The organism is Segatella intestinalis (genome assembly GCF_029348455.1).
In the GTDB taxonomy this organism is placed as follows: Bacteria; Bacteroidota; Bacteroidia; order Bacteroidales; family Bacteroidaceae; genus Prevotella.
In genome coordinates this window covers 58,817-83,622 of record NZ_JARJVV010000006.1, presented here as the reverse complement: position 1 = coordinate 83,622, position 24,806 = coordinate 58,817, and the positions used below count along the sequence as shown (strand labels likewise).

The 24,806-nt window shown below is 36.6% G+C and carries 21 protein-coding genes and 1 CRISPR repeat array; of the genes, 6 read left to right on the top strand and 15 right to left on the bottom strand.

Annotated elements, in window-relative coordinates:
* Positions 1-8: 8 nt before the first annotated feature.
* The 5 genes from cas7p to cas2 are packed head-to-tail and all read left to right on the top strand — an operon-like array spanning position 9 to position 5,126.
* Positions 9-1,004 carry a type I-PGING CRISPR-associated protein Cas7/Csp1 gene (gene cas7p / locus P3T48_RS05445; protein ID WP_276505926.1) on the top strand — a complete coding sequence of 332 codons (996 nt, stop codon included), beginning with the start codon at positions 9-11 and terminating at the stop codon, positions 1,002-1,004.
* Positions 1,005-1,035: 31 nt separating this feature from the next.
* On the top strand, positions 1,036-3,333 hold the full coding sequence (cas3, locus tag P3T48_RS05440) for a CRISPR-associated helicase Cas3' (RefSeq protein WP_276505925.1): 2,298 nt from the start codon (positions 1,036-1,038) through the stop codon (positions 3,331-3,333).
* Positions 3,330-3,848: a CRISPR-associated protein Cas4 gene (cas4, locus tag P3T48_RS05435; RefSeq protein WP_276505924.1), complete on the top strand. Its 519-nt coding sequence runs from the start codon at positions 3,330-3,332 to the stop codon at positions 3,846-3,848. Before cas3 ends, cas4 begins: the two co-directional genes overlap by 4 nt.
* Entirely contained in the window at positions 3,845-4,861 is a 1,017-nt protein-coding gene (gene cas1b, locus P3T48_RS05430) for a type I-B CRISPR-associated endonuclease Cas1b (protein ID WP_276505922.1), read from the top strand. Before cas4 ends, cas1b begins: the two co-directional genes overlap by 4 nt.
* A gap of 1 nt (position 4,862) precedes the next feature.
* Complete coding sequence (gene cas2 / locus P3T48_RS05425; RefSeq protein WP_118255157.1) at positions 4,863-5,126, top strand: CRISPR-associated endonuclease Cas2; 264 nt, start codon at positions 4,863-4,865, stop codon at positions 5,124-5,126.
* A gap of 214 nt (positions 5,127-5,340) precedes the next feature.
* Positions 5,341-10,241: a CRISPR direct-repeat array (repeat unit 30 nt; unit sequence GTTCTAATCGTACCTTTATGGAATTGAAAT).
* Positions 10,242-10,298: 57 nt separating this feature from the next.
* Here the strand turns inward: cas2 and P3T48_RS14380 are convergent.
* Positions 10,299-10,700 (bottom strand): transposase, encoded by a 402-nt coding sequence (locus tag P3T48_RS14380; RefSeq protein ID WP_443217171.1) that lies wholly within the window; start codon positions 10,698-10,700, stop codon positions 10,299-10,301.
* A 162-nt stretch (positions 10,701-10,862) separates the two neighbouring features.
* On the bottom strand, positions 10,863-11,462 hold the full coding sequence (locus P3T48_RS14375) for an IS4 family transposase (RefSeq protein ID WP_276505921.1): 600 nt from the start codon (positions 11,460-11,462) through the stop codon (positions 10,863-10,865).
* A gap of 290 nt (positions 11,463-11,752) precedes the next feature.
* Here P3T48_RS14375 and P3T48_RS05410 point away from each other — a divergent pair, with 290 nt between their 5' ends.
* Positions 11,753-12,097 carry a HigA family addiction module antitoxin gene (locus tag P3T48_RS05410; protein WP_276505920.1) on the top strand — a complete coding sequence of 115 codons (345 nt, stop codon included), beginning with the start codon at positions 11,753-11,755 and terminating at the stop codon, positions 12,095-12,097.
* Between the two features lie 154 nt (positions 12,098-12,251).
* Here the strand turns inward: P3T48_RS05410 and P3T48_RS05405 are convergent, their stop codons facing one another.
* The 13 genes from P3T48_RS05405 to P3T48_RS05345 form a co-directional block, all read right to left on the bottom strand.
* On the bottom strand, positions 12,252-12,845 hold the full coding sequence (locus P3T48_RS05405; RefSeq protein WP_443217170.1) for a sugar transferase: 594 nt from the start codon (positions 12,843-12,845) through the stop codon (positions 12,252-12,254).
* Between the two features lie 65 nt (positions 12,846-12,910).
* Positions 12,911-14,815, bottom strand: a complete 1,905-nt coding sequence (locus P3T48_RS05400; protein ID WP_276505918.1) for a polysaccharide biosynthesis protein — start codon at positions 14,813-14,815, stop codon at positions 12,911-12,913.
* Between the two features lie 8 nt (positions 14,816-14,823).
* Positions 14,824-15,411, bottom strand: a complete 588-nt coding sequence (locus P3T48_RS05395) for a sugar transferase (protein WP_276505917.1) — start codon at positions 15,409-15,411, stop codon at positions 14,824-14,826.
* Positions 15,412-15,440: 29 nt separating this feature from the next.
* A complete protein-coding gene (locus P3T48_RS05390; protein WP_276505916.1) occupies positions 15,441-16,652 on the bottom strand; it encodes a DegT/DnrJ/EryC1/StrS family aminotransferase in 1,212 nt (403 codons plus the stop codon).
* Between the two features lie 113 nt (positions 16,653-16,765).
* The gene (locus tag P3T48_RS05385) at positions 16,766-17,758 is read right to left on the bottom strand and encodes a glycosyltransferase family 2 protein (RefSeq protein ID WP_276505915.1); all 993 of its coding nucleotides are present in this window, start codon (positions 17,756-17,758) and stop codon (positions 16,766-16,768) included.
* Between the two features lie 320 nt (positions 17,759-18,078).
* Positions 18,079-18,489 carry a hypothetical protein gene (locus tag P3T48_RS05380; RefSeq protein WP_276505913.1) on the bottom strand — a complete coding sequence of 137 codons (411 nt, stop codon included), beginning with the start codon at positions 18,487-18,489 and terminating at the stop codon, positions 18,079-18,081.
* Positions 18,490-18,491: 2 nt separating this feature from the next.
* Entirely contained in the window at positions 18,492-18,908 is a 417-nt protein-coding gene (locus P3T48_RS05375) for a helix-turn-helix domain-containing protein (RefSeq protein WP_134844095.1), read from the bottom strand.
* Between the two features lie 12 nt (positions 18,909-18,920).
* Complete coding sequence (locus tag P3T48_RS05370; RefSeq protein WP_276505912.1) at positions 18,921-19,292, bottom strand: hypothetical protein; 372 nt, start codon at positions 19,290-19,292, stop codon at positions 18,921-18,923.
* A gap of 151 nt (positions 19,293-19,443) precedes the next feature.
* Complete coding sequence (locus tag P3T48_RS05365) at positions 19,444-20,265, bottom strand: glycosyltransferase family A protein (RefSeq protein WP_276505911.1); 822 nt, start codon at positions 20,263-20,265, stop codon at positions 19,444-19,446.
* Positions 20,266-20,336: 71 nt separating this feature from the next.
* Positions 20,337-21,233: a glycosyltransferase family 2 protein gene (locus P3T48_RS05360; protein ID WP_276505910.1), complete on the bottom strand. Its 897-nt coding sequence runs from the start codon at positions 21,231-21,233 to the stop codon at positions 20,337-20,339.
* A 21-nt stretch (positions 21,234-21,254) separates the two neighbouring features.
* Positions 21,255-22,433 (bottom strand): glycosyltransferase family 4 protein, encoded by a 1,179-nt coding sequence (locus tag P3T48_RS05355; RefSeq protein WP_276505909.1) that lies wholly within the window; start codon positions 22,431-22,433, stop codon positions 21,255-21,257.
* Between the two features lie 31 nt (positions 22,434-22,464).
* Positions 22,465-23,700 carry a polysaccharide pyruvyl transferase family protein gene (locus tag P3T48_RS05350; RefSeq protein ID WP_276505908.1) on the bottom strand — a complete coding sequence of 412 codons (1,236 nt, stop codon included), beginning with the start codon at positions 23,698-23,700 and terminating at the stop codon, positions 22,465-22,467.
* A gap of 68 nt (positions 23,701-23,768) precedes the next feature.
* Complete coding sequence (locus P3T48_RS05345; RefSeq protein ID WP_276505907.1) at positions 23,769-24,800, bottom strand: O-fucosyltransferase family protein; 1,032 nt, start codon at positions 24,798-24,800, stop codon at positions 23,769-23,771.
* Between the last annotated feature and the right edge of the window lie 6 nt (positions 24,801-24,806).

Here is a 24,806-nt window from a genome sequence, read left to right as displayed (position 1 = left end):
ATAGTATTATGGAAATTAAAGGAATTTTAGTATCGCTATTGGCTCCTTTCGAGGATCATATAGCTAATGGAGGTGAAAAATTATTGGGAAACGCCTCTTCCATTAAGCGTCGCCCTGATGGACGTGTTTATATCTCTGGTCAGATGCAACGCCATGTGTTGTTTTCTGCAATAGACCGTTTGAATAATGCTGACGAGGCAAAAGGAGACACATTTGTTTCAAACGGTGATGGCATAACAGATAAGATAGAATCAGATTTAAGAGCAGACATGGGAGGATTTATGCATCCTTCTAAAGGTGATTATTCAGGCAGACGAACAGCTCCATTGTCAGTAACTCCAGCAGTAGCGATGAAAGAAAGCGAAGTAGGACGAGACCTTCTTATGCGATTACGAGTTAACACAGAAGGAGAAAATGCTAACGAGCAAGCTATTGCAACACGTGAATTTAGTCAAGGAGATATTATGCGTATGAATTTCTTTCTTGATATTACATCTCTTAGTATATCTAAAGCCTACCGCTACGAGAATTCATTTAATGTGGCTACAGTATATTATAAGCATGCAACAGAGGCAGAAAGAAAGCGTAGAGCAGAACTTTACCTTAACGCAACTCGCCTGATGAATGATTATGCAAATCAGGCACGTAATGCTGTATGTGGTGAGCCTCAGCAGGTGATAATCGTTTTTGATACTATTCTTAGCAGAAAAGCGGCTCGCTATTTTGAGGCTGGAGAAATTGAACGTGCTAACATACTGAAAGAATTGGATGAAAGAAAAGCTCAATACTTTATTGGCGATGACACTACAAAAAATAGTGTATTGAAAGCTTATAATGAAGCTCTCGAGTTTTTGAAGTCAAATGAACTATACACATGCGATTCTGATGACAGCGAAGTTAGAAGTTTCTGTGATGTGTATGTTAACGACCAAAATGACGTAAAACCATCCAAGTCAAAGAAGCAAGAAAAGAAGACAGACGATTCTCCTTCTCTATTTGACTAATACGCATAACAACTATAAAAATCTCTGTCTAATGAAGAAAGATAAACGTAGCTATATATTGGCTAAACCTTCAGGCATAACATTAGAACAGCATAGTTCTGATGTTATGTCAGAAATGTCCGATATTTGCCAGATTTTTATTGGCACTTGCGAGAAATACAAAAAGTTGACGGGTAAAGATCTGGCAATGCGTTTGTCTGTCTCTGCGAAATGGCATGATAACGGCAAAGCATGCAAAACATGGCAAGAAGCATGCAGGAAGGATTTCCATAATTATCTATTGTGGAAACAAAATCACCCTGATCATTCTTTTAAAGAATACAGTTCTGAAAAACGTAACGAAGCCGGATGCCATCTTAAAAATGTCGGTATACGACATGAATTCTATTCATTAGATAAAGCTGTTACCACCAATATGCCTATTTCCATATTGGCGGCTATAGCAGCGCATCATGGAAAATTAGGACTTGGCTTTGAGGACAAATGGATGAGCAATCCTTCTTTTAAGCAATTCTGGAATGTATTTCGCAAGACATCCAATGATATATCAGAAAAAGAGAATTTGCCTTTAGTATGTGACAAATTATTAGAATTTGACACTATTAGAGGGTTGCTTAGGTTTGCTGACCATAGAGCAAGTGCAAAAGAAGACGGAGAATTTGTACCCCAATTATCGTTCTTTGATTATCATTTTCCCTTTGATGACAAACGGGGAATTCAAAAACTTGTAGAGGATAATTGGAATAATGAGATTCTACTTGTACGCGCTCCAACAGGAGCTGGAAAAACAGACGCTTCTCTATTATGGGCCTCTCGCCAGATATCCGCTCACAAAGCTGATCGTCTTGTAATAGCTATGCCAACTCGATTTACGGCAAATGCTCTCTCTGTAAACGTAGCATCTACCTTGTCTGATACAGGTTTGTATCATTCCAGTGCTTGGTACTCAAAGTATTCGAAAGTGCAAAATGGAGAAATGAATATGACGGAAGCATTGGCTCAACAAAAAATGGCAAAACTTCTTGCAACACCAATTACAGTATGTACCATTGATCACTTGTTGATGTCTTTGACCTTTACTCAAGAAAACCATCATCTGATTTGCAGCAATCTCGCCAACTCTTGTGTAGTTATAGACGAAGCAGATTTCTATGATGATTTTACCCTTGCCAATATACTCTTCCTATTAAAAGTGCTTCACAAATGGAATGTTCCGGTTATGATAATGAGTGCATCTTTGCCAAAATCAGCTTTACAACTATATAGAAAAGCAGGATTCAACATTGAAAGTATATTGGAAGACAAAGATAGCGATAGATATAAAAAAAGTTTCAATATAAGAAAACAGATAGAGTATGACAATATACAGGATATAAACTATCTGTTGGAATACAGTGTAGATAGAGGTAATGCTATTATCTACCTTAACACAGTGGATAAAGCCATAAAAGTATACAAGGAAGTAAAAGATCTTGTATTGAAAAGCGGCAAAAACATCCCTGTTATCCTGTATCATAGTAGGTTTACAGAAAAAGACAAACAACGTAAGGAAAATATGTTGCTTGATAATTTGGGGAGAAAGGCATGGAACAATGGTACCGCTAAAGGAATAGCTATTCTTACACAAATAGGAGAAATCAGTATAAATATTAGTTCCGAACTAATGATTAGTGAAGTATGTCCAATAGACAGACTTATGCAGAGAGCAGGAAGATTATGTCGCTTTGATAATTCAGTTGGAGAAATGTATATATTGATACCATACAAAGACAACACTCTATACCCAGCTCCATATGGCTCATATTCTCAAAGCGATAAGTCATGGATTCCATGTAAAGCTTTATTGGCTACTATGGACATACTTAAACGTGGTATATATTCAGCACAAGATTTAGTTAATATTCTAAACAAGGTGTATGCAGAAGAAACAAATTTCAGCATAAAGGCCCAAACTAACGTAAAGGCATTGGAACAAATGTTTATCAATAATTGGCTAATAAATCCAGTTGAAAAATGGAATGATGATGATACTCACTCCAACACTTGGAAAAGCCGGGATATAGGACCACAAGGAACAGCTTTTGTAATAAAGCCTAAGTGTATGCATTTTTACAATTATTCCGAATATGCGGAGTTTGTACTGTCCTATTCCATCAGTTTACCTGTGTATTTACTGGATAAAGGACGGAAAGAACATCGGATTGATTCAAATTGCAAAATTACTATCGGGTCTAACGAATCAATCTTTATAAATGTTATACGTGAGGGTTTTTATACATTTGACGTAGGTATTGATTTAACCAACAATGAGGAGGACAATTTCTTATGATAGTAACAGGTACTCATTTCAACTATTACCAGCTTTGCCATCGCAAACTATGGCTGTTTGCCAATGGTATCAACATGGAACAAGAATCAGACTTGGTCTATGAAGGAAAGCTGGTGCATGAATCAAGTTATCCGCAACGTACATCAAAGTATGAGGAAGTGAAGGTTGATGGTATCAAAGTAGATTACTATGATGCCAAGAACAAGGTTATCCACGAGATAAAGAAATCTAATAAGGTGGATAAAGCTCATGAATGGCAACTGAAATATTACATGTATGTTTTCGAGCAACATGGAATTGATGGCGTGAAGGGCATCTTGGAATATCCTCTTTTACGTAAGACAAAAGAAGTAATCTTGACTGATGTCGATAGAGATGACATTCAGGTTATATCTAAAGACATTATTAAGATAATCTCTCAAGATGTTTGTCCGACTAAAGTCAAGAAAGGCATCTGTAAGAATTGTAGTTATTTCGATTTTTGTTATATAAACGAGTTGGAGGAAGAAGAATGAAAAGAAGTTTTTATCTGTTCAATCCAGGCATTATGGAGAGAAGGGACAATACGCTGAAATTCACGCCTGTTATCGTGAATGAAGATAATGAAGAAATCAAGCAGCAACCTCGATACATTCCTATTGAGGATGTTGCGGAACTGTATGCCTTTGGAAGTCTGCGGGCAAATAGTGTTTTGTTCAACTTTCTGGGGCAGAAAGGTATTCCTGTCCACTTCTTCGACTATTATGAGAACTATACCGGAAGCTTCATGCCAAGGGAAAGTCTTCTTTCTGGCAAGGCGTTGTTGGCACAAACATCTGCGTACCAAAATAAGAAGAAAAGGGTAGAATTGGCGCGAAAATTCATTCAGGGAGCAGCTTGGAATATGGTTATGAACCTCAACTATTATAATCGTAGAGGAAAAGACCTGCAGGATATTATCGATACCATTAAGAGATTGAGTAATACTTTGCCTGATGCTAAGGCTGTAGATGAGATAATGGGAATTGAGGGAAATATCAGACAGGCATATTATGCTGCATTCGATATCATTCTCGATGATTTCAACATGGGATCAAGAACCAAGCAACCGCCAGAGAATGAGGTGAATGCTCTCATATCTTTTGGCAATATGATGTGCTATACCGAAACTCTTCGAGCTGTTCATCAAACTCAGCTCAATCCAACGATAAGCTTTCTGCATACTCCAGGTGAAAGGCGTTTTTCATTATGTCTTGATATATCCGAGATCTTCAAGCCTATTATCGTGGATAGAGTCATCTTCAAGGTACTCAATAAGCATGCTTTAAGTACCTGTCATTTTGATAAGAAACTCAACAAATGTCTTTTGAACGAAAAGGGAAAGAAGATTTTTGTAAAGGCTATGGAAGAGCGTTATGATGAGACTTTCCGTCATCGTTCTTTAGGACGTAATGTAAGCTATAAGCATCTTATAAAACTTGAATGCTATAAGCTACTGAAAGATATTTTGGGAATTGAAGATTATAAACCTTTCAAAATGTATTGGTGATATGTATGTGATTATTGTTTATGATGTAGGTGAGAAGCGAGTTGGTAAAATGTTGAAGCTTTGTCGCCAGTATTTGTGTTGGATTCAGAACTCAGTTTTGGAGGGAGAATTATCTGAAGCCAAACTTCGTGAATTGCAAATGAAAATGAAAGCTATCATTGATGAATCCGAGGATAGTGTCATTGTTTTCACCAATAAAATGGGGTATAACATGAACAAGCAGATTCTTGGAAAAGAAAGAATGTCTACAGACAATTTCTTATAGAGAGTTGTCGATGTGGTTCTATTTTGTCGTTTTTGGTTCGGCAAAACCTCCAAAAAGTGCTCTTTGGCTTATTGAAACCACCATAAATAGGCAGGTTGTCGTAAGACCGCAGAAAAAATATCATTAGGCATCGACATATTTTAGGAGTATTTTTTGTATCTTTGCACCCGAAATCCCATTGTGTACAAAGACAATTAAATCTTCGTTCTAATGGGTTCTAATCGTACCTTTATGGAATTGAAATCAAACAATACTCTTCGTAGGATATAGCGTTCATCTGTTCTAATCGTACCTTTATGGAATTGAAATTTGCGTATTCAGGATTTCCGTTTGACAACTGTAGGTTCTAATCGTACCTTTATGGAATTGAAATCTTGAAGTAGTAACTTTTAACTTCGTCGAGCGTGTGTTCTAATCGTACCTTTATGGAATTGAAATTCGGGAGAAGCTGCGAAGTAAGGTATTGTGTCGTGTTCTAATCGTACCTTTATGGAATTGAAATATAAGAATGGCATCATCAACACCAAAAACATTACCGTTCTAATCGTACCTTTATGGAATTGAAATCCGTCAAAACGGTCATAACTAGTCTTAAGCTCAGGTTCTAATCGTACCTTTATGGAATTGAAATCTGTCAAACGCAAGCCCTTCATAGTGGACCTTTCTGTTCTAATCGTACCTTTATGGAATTGAAATTGCTGATTAAAATATCCAGCAACGTAGGAACTACGTTCTAATCGTACCTTTATGGAATTGAAATAACCGAGAAAGTTCGAGTGGTAGGCTTTAGATGGGTTCTAATCGTACCTTTATGGAATTGAAATCGATGAATAGAATCATAAAAATCGGAAGGAGAAGGAGTTCTAATCGTACCTTTATGGAATTGAAATTCGTCTGACGAATAGACAAATTTTTTTCATAATGGTTCTAATCGTACCTTTATGGAATTGAAATATAATAATACCATACGTATCTGCCTTGAAATTGAGATGTTCTAATCGTACCTTTATGGAATTGAAATATCTGAGCCGTAAACATATTTCTATGGCTCAAAGTTCTAATCGTACCTTTATGGAATTGAAATGAGTGAATTGCTGACGAACACGAGATGAAAACGTGTTCTAATCGTACCTTTATGGAATTGAAATCACGATGTTTAATAGAAGATGAGTAATCTATATTGTTCTAATCGTACCTTTATGGAATTGAAATATCATATCTTGTATAGAACAACGTGATGGCAGCTGTTCTAATCGTACCTTTATGGAATTGAAATACGATTACTACGACAGCAAGACAAAGAAGCATGAGTTCTAATCGTACCTTTATGGAATTGAAATGTATTAAGAATGTTAGAACCATTTTTAAGCTGAAGATGTTCTAATCGTACCTTTATGGAATTGAAATATCACTCGCAATTCCTCGGTTTGGGAAAGATTTCTGAGTTCTAATCGTACCTTTATGGAATTGAAATAACCTTAACGAGAGGGTTGGACTTTTGCACAGAAGTTCTAATCGTACCTTTATGGAATTGAAATAAGATAATCGGGCATGGGCGGTTGTTGGGCGGTGGTTCTAATCGTACCTTTATGGAATTGAAATAAGTGCAATGCGTTCTTGCGTAAATTGTTGACGAACGTTCTAATCGTACCTTTATGGAATTGAAATTTGGTATGCAAACGCAGTATCGTTGTGAAGTTTCGTTCTAATCGTACCTTTATGGAATTGAAATCTGAGAAAATATAGGCAAAAGCTCACCAGGCTGAGTTCTAATCGTACCTTTATGGAATTGAAATAATTATAAAGATAATGATGTCAATGTAAATGAGGTGGTTCTAATCGTACCTTTATGGAATTGAAATCCGCTGCTATGATTAGTGCACGTGCTCAAGAGACAGTTCTAATCGTACCTTTATGGAATTGAAATGACTTACCGACAAGTTTAGCCGATTTAATATTAAGTTCTAATCGTACCTTTATGGAATTGAAATTACATATCTTGCATTCGTTGTTGCCAATCACGCTGTTCTAATCGTACCTTTATGGAATTGAAATGCAATAGCTGTAATAATATACAACAGAATTTTAAAAGTTCTAATCGTACCTTTATGGAATTGAAATAGGGCAGAAAGACCACCACCTATTAAGATAGCATCGTTCTAATCGTACCTTTATGGAATTGAAATTACTGAGCACGAGGTAGAACGCCCGTGAGATAATCGGTTCTAATCGTACCTTTATGGAATTGAAATTCAAGAGATTGATTTACCTGGGGATTAATATCAATAGTTCTAATCGTACCTTTATGGAATTGAAATTAAAAGGTATCATGCCGCCACGAAGAACCGTGATAGTGTTCTAATCGTACCTTTATGGAATTGAAATCGTCGACAAAGCATGTATCAAAATTGCAAAATGAGTTCTAATCGTACCTTTATGGAATTGAAATATCATAGTAGGTCGTTTGGCTCTTATAAAGACCTGAGTTCTAATCGTACCTTTATGGAATTGAAATCTGATAAAAAATGGGCAAAAGCTCACCTATCTGAGTTCTAATCGTACCTTTATGGAATTGAAATCGGCCAAAGCCTTAAAAACCTGAGCTTGATTGTAAGTTCTAATCGTACCTTTATGGAATTGAAATAGCCATAAATTGATTACAGCATTAATCTTAATGAGTTCTAATCGTACCTTTATGGAATTGAAATTTTAGATAATTGTCGATTGTTTTCATGAATTCATGTTCTAATCGTACCTTTATGGAATTGAAATCATGGCAAATCGTAGGAACTGATAGCAGAAGACGAGGTTCTAATCGTACCTTTATGGAATTGAAATTTGACGGTTGCAGACGTGCCTGGGACTGGAGTGTTTCGTTCTAATCGTACCTTTATGGAATTGAAATCTTTTTCTCATGCCCAAACTGGTCATGGATGCCTTCGTTCTAATCGTACCTTTATGGAATTGAAATAAACTCCCAAGTTAAACATTAGCGACCGCCACCATTGTTCTAATCGTACCTTTATGGAATTGAAATCAGGTTTCGCCATCATAGATTTCAGAGAGAAACGGAGTTCTAATCGTACCTTTATGGAATTGAAATTCCGTAGATATCATGCCGTTTTGGTTGACTTCGCGTTCTAATCGTACCTTTATGGAATTGAAATTTGCAAGTCCTGAGCCGTTGAGGATGAGGTCACGGTTCTAATCGTACCTTTATGGAATTGAAATAACTTAGCATTAAGGCCAGCTGAACGTAAATCATGTTCTAATCGTACCTTTATGGAATTGAAATGTCAAATAATCAATAGGAAGATTACTATACTCCAGTTCTAATCGTACCTTTATGGAATTGAAATATTGCAAAATTACTGCTTTTTTCTGAGAAAAGCAGTTCTAATCGTACCTTTATGGAATTGAAATTACTGAGCTCGAGGTAAAACACCAGTAAAATAATCAGTTCTAATCGTACCTTTATGGAATTGAAATAGAGAATTTAAAAGTTTACCAACAGCAACATAACGTTCTAATCGTACCTTTATGGAATTGAAATAGTCGTGTCAGAACCGACAGAACGAAAACACTCAAGTTCTAATCGTACCTTTATGGAATTGAAATAACATGAACAAGTTAGCTGGACATTTCGTGGAAAGTTCTAATCGTACCTTTATGGAATTGAAATTTGAAGAGGAAGGAGTCAAATAATCGATATTACTGTTCTAATCGTACCTTTATGGAATTGAAATTGGATATTAATAGTCAGTTTGTCGATTCTGATTTGTTCTAATCGTACCTTTATGGAATTGAAATGTTCACTCGCCGTATTGCACTACAAACGCGGCTCGTTCTAATCGTACCTTTATGGAATTGAAATAGCCTTATAGAATGCAAACAAAGGTAGGCCAATAAGTTCTAATCGTACCTTTATGGAATTGAAATGTGTTTCTTCTTTTACTAATCTTGAGTTTAAGGGTTCTAATCGTACCTTTATGGAATTGAAATTGAGCTTTTCTCTGTTTTGTCTAATTTTTCTACCAAGTTCTAATCGTACCTTTATGGAATTGAAATGGGGCGCACCTGTTATGGTCGCTCCTGGTCATCAGTTCTAATCGTACCTTTATGGAATTGAAATTGCTTGCATGGTCATGAATGTATAAGCAAGTTTGTCGGTTCTAATCGTACCTTTATGGAATTGAAATAGAGTCGGCAGGCAGCATCCTCGCTCTTGCCCACGATGTTCTAATCGTACCTTTATGGAATTGAAATTTAAAAAACAAAGAAATGGAATTAAAAGATTTAGCGAGTTCTAATCGTACCTTTATGGAATTGAAATAAAGAATCATTCTTCGGGTCAAGATAAGCACTAATGTTCTAATCGTACCTTTATGGAATTGAAATGAGCAAAAGTCTGCCTAATAGCAAGTTCTTTAGGATGTTCTAATCGTACCTTTATGGAATTGAAATGATGGAAGCAGGCTTAAATATCTCGGTTTGGGAAGTTCTAATCGTACCTTTATGGAATTGAAATTTTGTTGCAAAGTCTGTTCACCTATCTTAAAATCGTTCTAATCGTACCTTTATGGAATTGAAATTGTAACCACAGCGGATGTAAATAGAGTTCACGACGTTCTAATCGTACCTTTATGGAATTGAAATATGATAATTAATATAAGATTTAAAAGAATCTAATGTTCTAATCGTACCTTTATGGAATTGAAATCCGAGAACGATGGTTTCTCGTTTATCTGATTTCCCTTGTTCTAATCGTACCTTTATGGAATTGAAATTAGGAACCCAGCACACCGACATACACCAGCCTACACACGTTCTAATCGTACCTTTATGGAATTGAAATAGCTAACTTACCATCTGCGATAGTAGGAACAATTTCCGTTCTAATCGTACCTTTATGGAATTGAAATGTTTATGAGCAAGTGCAGCATGAACCTACCTTGCTGTTCTAATCGTACCTTTATGGAATTGAAATAGGGCATTAAGCAACTTACCAGTAGCAACGTAGCGTTCTAATCGTACCTTTATGGAATTGAAATCAGTTTACGCTGAACAATCAGACAGTACTCAACAGTTTTAATCGTACCTTTATGGAATTGAAATTACAAGTTAACGAGATAGTGGCATTAGTGTCCCGTTAAAATCGGGACTAATTAAATATTAATCAAATAGCCCCAGAAAGAGGGGACAATCGAGTTTTTTGGTATTATTGAAATCAGTCCTTTCGAAGAAATCAACGAGTGGTGTCTTATCCATAAGAGATATGCTTAGAATCTGAAGAGCTTCATAAGTTGATCGCTTAAGTTGCAAATCATGTTGTACGATAGCAACAGGGCAATAGGCTATGATTGCCGATGAGATTTGGATTCTCGCAGCATTCGCTGTAGTACCCCAAAACTTCTTGATCTTGAGGTGCTGCTTTAGCCATTTGAAGAACAGCTCTATCTGCCATCTATTCTTGTAAAGGTTGGCGATTTCAGGAGCTGTTAGATGAAAAGCATTTGTCAGGAAGGCAAACTCCCTTCCTTGTTCTTCATCATAGAATTTGACGAGTCTGAGTATCTCCGGATACTTCCGTTATGAATTGTATTCCGTGAATTCAAACTCTGCATCTGTCAATATATTTTTTTACAACCTGCGCTTCCATTTACAGCATTTGTATTGCAGATTTTTCTTGGCTCGCACAACAAAGAACGATTCATGCAGATGTATTTTGAAAAGTTCCTAGAATGCATTGTATCCACGGTCAAACACATAGTAAGAACCTGATTCATAAGGAATTTCCTTCATTGCTTTTGAGTCGCAAACGGATGCTGTAGAGATGTGAAAGAAAGCTGAAACCTGAGATTCGAGGTCATATAGCACATGTGCTTTCACTCCTCCCTTCTTCTTACGGAACTTTGCCCACCAGAAGACCGACAAACACAAAGGAATGGTCGTTGAGTCGAAGGCATACACATTGCCTTTCAACTTGAAGATATCCGTTACCCGTTTCTTTCTGACTTGCTCCATCATATAGAAAGCAAAGTCTTCAAAGATACGGTAGTCACGTTTTTGATAGGCAGAAGCAAATGTCGTTTTCGCAATAGGCTTACGCCCCAATCCAAGATGGTATTGTTTTGCTCGATGTGCTTCAAAAGCAACAATCAGATCTCGTAAACTCTCTCGATTACTCAGTTGACCAAACATCATTGCAAGCAATTGATTCCAACAAGTGAAATGCTTCACATAACGGTTTCCATCATACTTGTCAACCAAATGGCGAAACTTGTTATTGTCGAGAAATTCTATCAATAGGGCGAAAACGTATTCGTCTTTGTTCATTGTGCAGTATCATTGATAACTGCAAAATTACAAATTCAAATCGTCGCACCCTTGGAAACTCTTGAAAAAGACTGTATTTCAATTATTTCAAAGAGCGATTAGTCCACTTTTTCGGGACAGTAGTGAACTCTCTTAATTATGAAAGGCTATCTGGTGATAAAACAGGATTATCCTCAGTAAGAGTCTATGAACAGTACCGAATAGAATTTCAAGAGGTAATAGAAGAAGGTCAAACAATCGCAACAATATGTAATTTAAGGAGTTGTCAAATCATTATAAATAATAGAGCTATGAGTAATGACAAAAAAACAGATTTGAAAATGCGGGCTAATGATATAATTTCAGTTTTCCCTACACATCCTGGTGAAATTCTGAAGGATGAAATAGAATATCGTGGTATTTCTCAACGTCAGCAGGAGGATGAGATGGGTATAGCATATTCTGCCTTGAATAAAATATTGAATGCTCGCCGTCCTGTAACAGAAAAGACGGCTTTGCTCTTTGAGGCAGCTCTTGGAGTAAATGCTGAGCCTTTGTTAAAAATGCAAATGAGATATAGTCTGCAATCAACCAAAAAGGATTCTTCTTTTATGGTAAGATTGGCAAAGGTAAGAAAAATAGTTGTAGCCTTGTGATATTTGCTTGAGGCGAAATTTTGTTTTTATTTGAATTTATATTTCGAATAAACAGAGATACAAAAAAATATGATGGGCAGGCTGCAGATCCGTAGCTTGCCCTTCATGATTAATATCTTTCCTTACAAGCTTCTTTTCTTAAAGGTTTCTTTTCTTAGAACTTCTTTCCGAAAGCGATATTGCAGAAAGTCTTTAGCAATATCTTGGCGTCAAACCACCAAGAACGATGCTCCAGATAGTAAAGGTCGAGTTCCAGACGTCGCAGCATCTTCTCCATCGTATCCGTATAGCCATTATAGAGGGTGGCATAGGAAGTGACGCCTGGTCGAATCTGATAGAGATACTGGTATCGTGAATCGTGCTCCATGATCTGGTCGATATAGAACTTCCTTTCTGGTCTCGGACCGATGAACGACATATCCCCTTTGAACACATTCCACAGCTGAGGAAGCTCGTCGAGGTGATGAGCCCTTAGGAAACGTCCCACTTTCGTAAGTCTCGGGTCGCCCTTTATTTCCAATAAGTCGGGCCCGTCCTTCTCTGCATCAATCCTCATCGATCGGAACTTATAGATGTAGAAAGGCTTGCCATGCAGGCCTATCCTTTCCTGCTTGTAGATGACAGGAAGACCATCTTCCTTGCGGATTGCTAAAGCACAGGCCAATGCTAAAGGAGAGAAGACTACAAGGCAACAGGCTGCAATGACAAAGTCGACGGAGCGTTTGCAACCTTGCTCTATCTTATTCATCCTGTCCTTATATTGTTTATTAATCATTTAACTTCTTTAGGTAAATGTGATACTAAACAAACTTTTTATTTGTCCAGTTTTTCGTATATAGAATTATTGCTTTTGTATTCAGGAACGATTTCTTTCATTTTCATGACGGTAAGCATTTCGTCGTACAACTTACTCTTTTCAATAAGTTCGTCAATCTTTAAACTCACCTTTGCATAGTCGTACTCTCGTACCTTGGCAATTCTAATCTTGTCGTTGAAAGAGGGCATGGATGATTCTTTATCGTTGAGAACTTCTTCATAAAGTTTTTCGCCCGCTCTCAGACCTGTAAACTTGATTTCTACATTCTTAGCTCCACTGAGGTTAATCATTCTCTGTGCCAAGTCAGCAATCTTGACTGGTTTACCCATGTCAAAGACAAAAATCTCACCACCATTACCCTTAGTACCTGCTTCCAAAACGAGTTCGCAAGCTTCAGGAATCAGCATGAAATAACGGATGATATTAGGGTCGGTGACTGTAACAGGACCACCATTCTTAATCTGTTTCTTAAACAGCGGAATGACAGAACCATTAGAACCCAAAACATTGCCAAATCGTGTGGTAACAAACTGGGTTTCACCTTTGATGACACCTTCTTTCACGGCTTTGTTGAGGCTTTGAACATAAATTTCACAGATACGTTTTGAGCATCCCATTACATTGGTAGGATTCACGGCCTTATCGGTAGATATCATTACAAATTTCTTTACGCCATACTTGACAGCCAAATCTGCCAGGATTTTGGTACCATAAACATTATTTTGAATGCTCTCACATGGATTGTTCTCCATCATAGGAACATGTTTATATGCAGCAGCATGGAAAACATAGTCAGGCAGGTAAGTCTTGAAGATATGTTCCATTCTGGACTTGCTACAGATAGTGGTGACGATGGTTTCAGCTTTAATATCAGGGAATTGCTTCGCCATCATTAAGCGTATGTCGTGCTGCGGGGTCTCTGCACTATCTATCAGAATTAATTCCGCAGGACTGTACTTAGCGATTTGTCTTACCATTTCGCTTCCGATACTTCCAGCAGAACCTGTAATCAATATGCGTTTGCCATGAAGCATAGCACCCACGCTTTCCATATCGATGCTGATTTCATCTCGTGGTAAAAGATCCTCAATGCTAACTTCTTTGAGTTGTTGCTGTTGCTCTGTATTCCATTCCTGTGTAGTAGGCATATAAATACGAATACCTTCAGCAAGTATAGCATCCTGGAACTCCTTGTCTGCACGTAAATTATTGATGGCACCTGGAGATACCAGCAGGGTAGTGATTTTATTGTCTCTCATTACCTTGATAGTATTTTTGTCGAGTGCATACACCTTAGCTCCCATCAGGTGGTGGTGCTTGATTTCTACATCATCAGAAATAAATCCCATGAGTTTGAACTTCATAGGCTTATCATTCTTAATTTGTTTCGCAAGACCGATGCCACCTTCCTTTACGCCATAAATAAAAGCATTTTTAATGTTATAATCGGCTAATGATACATCAAAGACAGTTTTGGTAATGACTCTGATGGCCCACAAGATGAGTATAGAAATAAGTGAACCTAAGATAATGTTGCGGTACTGAATCTCAACTTTTGGAAATAATTGAGTATTCAGCAGCATGTTCTTAGTCAGTATAGATAAAACTGCACCGACAGTTACTGCATAGAATACTTTCTGCAAATCAACAAAAGAAGAATATCTCAGAATGCCATCGTATGTATGGAACATTCTAAAACCTATGGCATGGAACATCGTGAAAATCGCAAAGACAGCAGAGAGTTGTCCAAAAATTCCTAATGCTTGTGCTCCGCTATTTATTTGCTGGTATATAAAAAGGTATGATAAATATATCACAGCACAATCTATCCAAAAAATACACCAATAGGGTAGTGATTTTTTGGAAAAATACCAGTCTGTTAACTTCCTGAAATTTTTCATATCTTTTCCTATCTTACTATTTCTTTAAAGGTGGTAAATATAATCTTGAAGTATTCTCCAAGTGTTTGATGATTTATATATACCATGTTAAGTTTAATCTTATTCGGCATAATCAAGGTTACATAGGCTTCATCTGGGTCTTTAGCTTCGCCCAATATTTTATTCTCGTCTACGTATTTTATAGATGCCCAGTCTGTGATGCCAGGTCTTACCTTGAGAACTTGCCTTTGTTCATCCGTATAGAGATCTGTGTATTTTTTTACCTCTGGTCTTGGTCCAACCAAACTCATATCTCCTATAAACACGTTCCAAAGTTGAGGAAGTTCGTCCAATTTATATTTCCTAAGAAAATAACCTGTACGAGTTATACGATTGTCCTTTTCGCCAATAGTAATGAGACCTTTCTTGTCTGAACCTGTTCGCATTGACCTGAATTTGTAAAGTCTGAATGGTAGACCATCTTTTCCCATCCTTTCTTGTGTATAGAATCCACCTCCCTTGCTTTCCAATCTAATCATCAGATAAAAAATCATAAATAGTGGTGACAGCAAAATGAGTCCTATCATAGAGAAAACTATATCGAAGAATCGAATCATAATATAAGGTGTCCTATATTTATATGTTTTTACTTCATTACGGTCTCGTATGCCTTGATGACTGTATTTGCTACAAACTTGACTTGATCTTCTGTAAGTTGTGGATACACAGGTAAGGAGATTTCGTGTGAATAATTCTTATATGCTTGAGGATAGTCTTTAATGTCATAACCCATATCCTTAAAGAGAGTAAGCATTGGCATAGGAATGAAATGAACATTAACAGCTACCTCATTTTTAGAGATTTCTTGTATGATAGCATCTCTTTGTGCTTCTGTAATATCCTTGATACGAAGGGCATATACATGATATGAACTCTCCTTGATGCCAATTGTGGCAGGTGGTGTAATCGCCCAGTCCGTATTGGCAAATGCATTGGCATACGTATTGAATACTCTCTTTCTTTCTTGTAGGAGATTCTCATACTGTCTAATCTGTGCTAAACCAATTGCAGCATTAACATCTGCCAAATTAATCTTCATACCTTGTCCTACAATATCATATCTCCAACCGCCTGCTTTTGTTTTCGTGAAAGCATCTTTCGTTTGGCAGTTGAGAGTTCTCAGGCGAAGTTCTTTGTAAAGTTCTTCATTGTTGAATGGTTCTGGCAAGTTAAGGCAGATGGCTCCACCTTCTGCTGTTGTAACATTCTTTACTGCATGCAAAGAGAAAATAGCAACATCAGTTTCTGAACCAGTACGCTTATCGCCATAATGTGCACCAATAGAGTGGGCTGAATCACTCAAGACGAGTATTCTGCCTAATTTCTCTTGTACTTCTGAAGTTGCATGGAACAAAGCTTTTGCTTCTTTCGATTTTACCAATTCCATGATAGCATCATAGTCACATGGGAATCCTGCAATATCGACAGGAATAATAGCTTTTGTTTTTTCTGTAATAGCCCTTTTGATGCCCTCAACAGAAATGTTGAAATCCTCATTAGAATCAACCATGACAGGTTTACCACCAGCCCATAATACAGCCATGGCAGTGGCAGAATATGTATATGCAGGAACAATCACTTCGTCTCCAGGCTGTAAACCTAACCAACGGAGCATGAGAATTGCACCAGAAGTCCAAGAGTTAACGCATAGTACATTGTTTACGCCAGATATTTTACCTATTTCTTCCTCTAAAGCTTTCACTTTAGGGCCTGTTGTAATCCATCCTGATTTAAGAGAATCAACTACTTCGTTAATGACGTTATCGTCAATGTATGGTGGTGAAAATGGTACTTTCATAATAATATTTTTTGTGTGTATAGCAAGTTGTTTACTATATAGTAAACGTTTCTTAAAGTTGTTTTATTGTATTTTGAGCCTAAAATGTTTGATATTTAATCATTGCACATGGTCTATCCTTTAGTTTTCAAGCCTTTAATGAGACCTGCTATTGTTCCCATACCATAGGAAACATGTACACAGAAAAAAAGAATAAATAAAGGTAATGTACATTTTACATTATCCTTTGCACCCATGATGGAAGCAATAGCATCAGCAATGATATATAGGGCAAGGCCACCACAAAAAACATAGCAGAATGGACTCCATAGTACCGAAATAATGATACTAAACAGACCACTTACTACGAAAAGTAAAGGGACGAGATGTCTTATTCCAATAGCTTCCCTATCAATGTAGTATAGATATCCTATAGAGTTTCCATTTGCATACATTTGTTTGCATGATGCTCCCAATGTAGGTCGTGCAAAATAGCTACTAATAATATTGGGATCAAAGAATATTTTATATCCAGCTTTTCTTATGCGGGAGTTGTATTCATTGTCTTCACCCCTTGGCAAGTCTTCTCGCATACCGCCTATTTCCTCGATGATTTTCCTAGGAAAAGCTCCGAAAGGTACAGAATCTGTGTTGTGAGCTTCGTTACTAACTCGGAAGGCTGCTCCTCCAATGCCAAAACGTGAATGATTCAGAATGGCATTGGTTTGAGCCCATAAGGATTGATTGAATGGTAAAATATTACATCTGCCACCTACATTACCGCGTTTTTCATCTTGCTTAAGATTTTCAATGCAAAGAGAGATATATTTAGAATCATATTCAGCATGAGCATCTAATCTTATTATATATGGTGCAGTAGATTTTTTAAATCCTATATTAAATGCTACTGATTGAATTTTTTTCTTGTTTTCTATGAATCGAATATTCTGATGTGATTTTTGATATTTGGCAACAATATCTTTTGTTTTATCGTTACTACCTCCATCTATTATCATTACATCCATTTTTTCGAACTTAAATGTTTGCTTAATAATAGAATCAAGGCAACGCGAAATAAAACGTTCTTCGTTGAGGGTAGGTATAGCTATGGCTACTTCGTAATTCATTCTAAATATGTTTTAAATTTTTGAAAATCAATATCCCATGTAAGTTTCTTCTTTGATGGTAACCCTTGGTGGGATTGATTATCATTTTATGTGTGAATTGATTAAAAGATACAACTATGGCAGAGATTTTGCATATTTTATTGTTCTTCTATTAACAAAATAACGTAGGCAGTTTGAAAAATATTGTATTCTTTATAAGAAACTTTTGCTAAATCAGAATGTCTACTAAAAGATGTATTTTTAATTTTATTTTTATTTTATAATGTCTAATCTATAAGTAAAAGCGTTAGAGATAAAATAGAATCTCTAACGCTTTTACCTTAAAATATTACCATGTCATCTTTAATCATCTCAGATACGTTGAGAGGTGGAATGATGATATTATTGTATGGAGTACTTTCTGTTTTGCAAAAGAGAATTCCTCTTGCTGTTCCGATTGTATGTACAGCAAAGTATTCTAATAACTCTTTTGGAATAATTGTCTTTTCGTTTGTATGAATATTTTTGTAGTCATTCTCTTCTATTTCAAATTCGCATGTGATAGCTAAAATCATTATTTTTTCTTGGGCTGAGTTTAAAAAGTTGAACTCTGTAGAGCATGATATTATTCTACCTTTATTGGCATATTTATAATTAAGATTTACTCCTAATCCAAGATCTTCTAATGGTGCAGATTTAGACAAAATTGCGAATTGGTCTATATGTATACCAAACATTCTAAATTTAATCATAATTATGCTACTTTTTTAGGTATATTTAATTGTGTGGAAAAATCTGATAAGGTACATGTTACATGTATTGTTTCTTGTGTTGGCTTGCTGTCCCATTTTTCCACCTTTGGGGTGTCAACTTTAACCTTTTGAAAATGGTGCTGTTGTTCGTCCTCCTTTATGTATTGTTCTATTGGAATAAATTCTATCTGAGGTATAACACCAAACGCTAATGCCAATTCGAAGAACTTCGACATGCGGTGGTCGTAATCACCATTGAGTAGTTGGGACACGTAGCCTTTTGACACACCCAAATACTCTGCAAGGTGTGCCCTGTCTTTACCTGTTGCTTCCATGAATTTTTGGGCTTGATTGTAAAGCTCGATTTGAGTTTTAGAAGTCCAATACTCTGGGCTATTCAATACATCTTTTCTATCCATGATTATTACCTTTTAAAAGTCATTGAATAATTTCTTAATTCTTTTAATATCGGAGTTTTGTTCTCCTTTATAGCCACCCAAAACAACAAATACGTTTGGCTTCCTCATGATGACGTAGACTCTGATGTCATTTTTCTTGAACTCGTATAAATCAGGATGTTGTTTGTCTCCGATATACCTAAATTTAGTTTTAGGGAGGAGTAATGCGCCAAACTGATCCATATAAGCATAAATAGAATTCAATTTTCGAAGGTCATTTTTCTTATCTTTCAACCCTAGGAGAAATTCTTGATATAGATATTTCCCGTTGACTGACGCTTCGTAGAATCTGCAATCTTTGTTGTTTACATATTCGAATGGTCTTGTTTCATATTTTTCAGCCATATAAATGTTTACTTTTGATACGCTGTTTAGTTTTTGCTAAACTTTATGCAAAAGTAGTAAAAATAGTAATAACTTCCAAATTTTATTCTGTTTTTTAGAAAATTTGACTTTGTTTTTAACCTTTAGCCAAGAGTTTGATGTTTTTTGTTATTCAAAATAGGCTTTTAGTAAAAACAACTTGTTTCTTATTTTTATAGAAGATACCTTTAAGCATCTGTCTTGTCGCAGACATGGCAGACAAGTTCTCGCTATAAACACGATACTTTGTAACAGCTGTATATAAAGCATAAACCATAGCCAGCGGTGTGCCAAGAATGCGCTTTGTTGCCCATCCGTGCCAAAAGAAATATTTGCAGTCATAACCAGAAAACCATTGTGAATCGGAGCCAACCTGTAGTGTGGCTATCGTCTCTGGTACAAAAGTAAGTCGCAGCCCTTTGCGTAGACAAGTGAACAAGAACTTACATTCTTCTCCAGCTCCATGGCCAGTTCCTGAACCCATCTCTTCATCAAAAGATATGTTCTTCTCTTTTATTTTTGTACGCCTAAAAGCTATCTGATAGCTAGCTGTGCGCATGGCCTGAATGTATCCTACATTCTTTGTATGTGATGGACATTTTGTTTCCCAGTTATTAAGTTTGAAGATTAAAACATCACTTTTGGGGTTGTCTTTAAAAGCTTTCTCTATAATCTTGTCAACACCATCCACAAATACCTCATCGTCGTCAGAGATCAGGCAATAGTCGCATGAGGCAGAGTACAGTGCCATGTTTCGACTTCGTGATAGTCCGCGCTTGGTTGAGTCAATCCAGTTAATTTTACAAGTTCCGCCAATCCCTTCATTTGAAATTATGCGTTTTTCATCTTTATCGCATTGATTAACAACTGTGGCATTACATTTAATGTTTGATCGTTTTATAATATCGTCAGTCTGATACATACATGATAATAATATTTCCAATTTGTCTTTCATACGCTTGAAATATTGTTTGTTAAATAAATGGCTATAATCTTTGTTTTTTTTGTCTTTGGCAGTTTGGCTGCTTACTGTTCCAATTTCTCCTTAATATATAACTTTAGTTTTTCAAGCATATCAAGGAGAGTTGGGTCTTTCTTGCCAAGCATAATGCGCAGGCGTTCTCTTAAAATCTGTAAGTTGATGCAACGTAGACGATTTTTAAGAGTTTTATGCTCATTGTAACCTTTCTTTTGGTTTTGAATTACTGCCACATCGATAAGTGTCTTCTCATATCTTATGTCGGGCTTACGCTCTTTTGTAAGGTGTAGGTATTTTAGACTCTTGTCATATTTCATCTTACAATCTTTGAAACGATGCAATAGACGATAATGAATGTCATCTTCCTCACCATAGAGGAACACGTTTTCATCGAAAAGACCGACCGCTTCAAACATGGCCTTGTTTATAAAGAAACACGATCCTGAAAAATGCATATATTTTGCTATGTAGAAATCAAGACGTGTACACAAGGCAGAGAGTATGGTAGAGAGATAGCCGTTCATTCTATAGGTGCATGTAAATGAATTGGTGCTTGGTTCTTCAAGAGTGAGCCACTGTTTCATGCCGAGCATGCACATATTCTTGTCCTTAGAAAAGAGGTTTATGGCTTTTTTAAATACGGGGCATATAAGTCTTACGTCGGGATTCATGATAAGCACCAATGGTGCGGTACATTGTCTTATACCCAAGTTGTTGCCTTGACCGTAGCCACCGTTGCTGCTGTTTTTTATCAGTATAATATCTTCTCCCCACAATGTTTTAAGTTTCCCAAACATTGTGTCGCAACCTGTGCTATTATTGTCTACAACAACCAATTCTATTTCCGTCAGTGGAATGTCGGAATTTTCTATGATTGAATTAATGCACTCGTATATGTCCTTCTCTGAGTTGTAGGTTACAATTATTATTGAGACTTTTTTCATTTGTTCGTTCTTTTATAATTGTTAATTATTTCGGTTGTTAGAGTCTGACAGTTTTTTTGCATAAATATCAGTTATGCCTTGTGCGATGGCTTTCCATGAGTATTTTCCCTCAGAATAGTCGTGCTCAATATTTGCCATCATTGCCTCTATTTTTTGTGGATTTTCTATCAATGTATTTATTGCAGAAGCCAAGGTGGCGACATCTTTTGGAGGAACGATAGTTCCATATTGTCCATTCTTAACCATGGTAGGTAGAGCACCCACTTTGGTAGCAACAACAGGCTTGTTTAAAGCAAACGCTGACATAACCACTCCACTTTGTGTTGCATCGATATAAGGACATACCACAAACAAAGAGTTACGTATCAGACCAACAAGTTCGTTATCGTCAAGGTATCGGTTGAGAAGAACTAAATGACCAGTATTATAGATGGCATACTGGTTTAAGTCAAAATAAATCTTACCTTTACCTGCGACAACCAACTTCACATCGGGATGCTTCTTGCAAACTTTATCCATTGCTTCACACAGATATTCGATGCCCTTATGTGAACTAATTCCGCCAAAGAATAAGATATAGTTACTTACATCGGGCTTTTGTGGTTTAATATTTTGCAGGTTTGTATATGCGCTAAGATGCGATAAAGCCACACGTTTTGCCCCCATATGGTATGTCTTAATAAATTCTTCTTTCTGCGTCTCGTTCAACAAAATAAAATCGTTAAGTAGCCGGAAACACACATCGCGATGGAAACGATTGAGCCATGTGTCCTCGCTTGAATGAGGTAGGGGGTCATGCATGGTTATAACGATACGCTTACGCAAGAAATATGTGAAGAACTCGCCATAGCGTGGTGGCCAAGTGAGATGTACTATGTTAATCTTTAGATGTAAAATGTCACACACCATCTTGAATATGGCAAGGAGGTTGCAAATAGACCAGTCGTGCTTGCCAGGAAGGTTTACTATATATGTCTTCGATAAATCTATATCGTCAGACAAGTAGGTGAGTTCTGGAAAATCAGAAGCAGGATATACACCTCCTTTTTTTTTAATGGAATCAATCTTTATAAGTGTGAGTCGCTTTGTTGACTCTGATACTTTAAGAAAATAGAATAAATCTATTTTTTTCTGTAATTCACCAATCAGAGGAATGTCACAGTCGGCAAAATGCGGTGTTGAAATATAAGCAACTTTCATATTGTTATTCTTTTGATTATTTAATAGCACCCTACAATGCGCCTCTTAAACGTTCGAGAATTTTAGTCATCATTTCATTATATTTATTGAGATAACCTTGAGCAAAATTTTTGCATTTTGCTTTGTCAAACGTCTGTAACTTATTAAATACATGTTCTGGACTTGGCGTGCGACGAAACAGTGAATTGCTCGCTATTCGACAGTCGAGTAGGTTGGCAACTTTTAATATGTGACGGATTTTGCTTGTTGAAGAGTCGCAAAACAAGCCGTTTGCATGTTTAGTTCCATAATTGTCAAAGCTAAAAAAAGGCACTGTATTGTGAATGCACACAACGATAGGATGCATGTTGTTGCCAATATAACCACAAGAATATTTGAGTAGAGCATACCAGTCAATAGGATTTAGTGGGAGTGCAATTTCACTTTCCAACTCTCCTGCAGATAGACTTGTCGAGAATGGTAATGATACACACTGTATGCCATGATGTTTTGCTATGTCTTGAAATTTGTTCAACCAAGTTTGGGATACATTGCAGCGCTTTTCGTTCTTGAAACTTATGAGCATATACTTGCCAGATAGACCATATTTCTTCATCAGTTCCTCTTTAGAAGGTACTAATGATGCTGCGTTTTGATTGAACGCAAATACTGGGTCTGGTGTAACAGATGGACAACATTGTCCTTCAGTAATGAAAGAGAACATCTTTTGGGTGTCCACATCACGCACAGATACATAACTAAATGCCATGATACGCTCTTTCATTTGCTTACGAAGTTTTTTAGAAATATATTTATATTTTGAATCTTGGCTTGCCGCAGACATTAATGCTACAGGGACTGGCTTGTCAAGATAGTCAGTCCATATACCCCAAAAAGGGTTTGGAAATAGAACGTCGGAGGTCACAGAATTAATGGCTATAATATTACGACACGGGAAGACGATTCGTTCAAACAGCGGATGGTGCTGTGCCACAGCGTCGCTTCCAATTATAACAGCATCAATCTGTTCGTTAGAGATTATGTTTGCAACATCCTTTATTGTACGACACAGAGCGGTTTCTTTCCATAGTTGAAGACGAAGTTTCAACTGATTTTCAATTTGTGATATTGGTGTGTTTTGGGCATAATAATTCTCTAAATCCTTCGCCACCCAATTTATTATTACTGGTTCATGTCCATGATTTTTAAGAAACATATATGTAGAAAGGAGTTGAAGCATCGCCCCGAAATTGCAGACTGCATGATATGCAAGTAAACCTATTTTCATATTATCACTATTTCATTTTCAATTATTGATCATACTTTATAAGTAAAAACGCTACGAAGTTATTTTTATTATTTGTATAATCCTAAATCATAGATTTTTTGGTATTCGAAGCCGTTGTTCATGAGTAACACTCCCTTAGTTCCTCCTGTACGGCCTCCAATGAAACAGCAGCAACGGGTAAGCAGATATATGGCTGCATAATAATCTAAGGCATCTTTTATGGGATTGCGTTCCTTATCTTTCTCTTTGATTTGTGCGAGTAGCTGGTTTGATTGCATATCTTTACTGCTATACCTACGCTGGTCAAGAAATAACAATTTATCGCCAAATTCCGCTTTTAACACATTGAGTATGTCTTTATCTTCTGTTGCAACAAATACATAATTGCATCGTTTTTCCTTCATTACTTTTTGGGCATCCTTTATAATTTCTCTCATATCAGGTTGAATAGGATGGTTCTTTGGTTTTGCCACCACATAGTCGGTACCACGGCATAAGATACCAAGTACACGTCCTTTATCTTTAAAAAGTTGTTTCTCTTTGCTTCGAATATAATCTAATGTCTTATTGTTGGGATGGATAAACTTCTTAAAGATGTTACGGAAATAGGCGATTCTTTCTGTGTTGTCATAAAACTCTGTTTGCCCCATAAGATACTTCTTTGCAGGTGCTGGAGTCATGCGGTTGATTATCACATTTTTACTGTTTTCAATATCTTCCAATCTATACCCCGCAGGTTGTTCAAAGAATATCTCCCAAACATTTTTGTTCTCATTCTTTAATGTGTATTGGGTGATGTAGTTTTTCAAATCAACAACTGGAATGTATCCATGATCCAAAGCATAGGCTATATGCATGCAAACTTTGTTTACAATCCAGAAAAGTCCGCCTCCCTCATCGTTCCAACCTATTACATAGAAGGTCTTGTCTGCATTTTTGTTTCCAAGACGTATCTTACGCTGACGTCCTTTAAATATAAGATACTTATGGTAAATCCAATCAGAACAAGGGATATACTTAAATAATTTAATCAATAACTTCTTCATGCAAAAAATATAATTTAAAGTTTTAAAATAGATATGCTTTCTTATTTTAAGCATAATCGT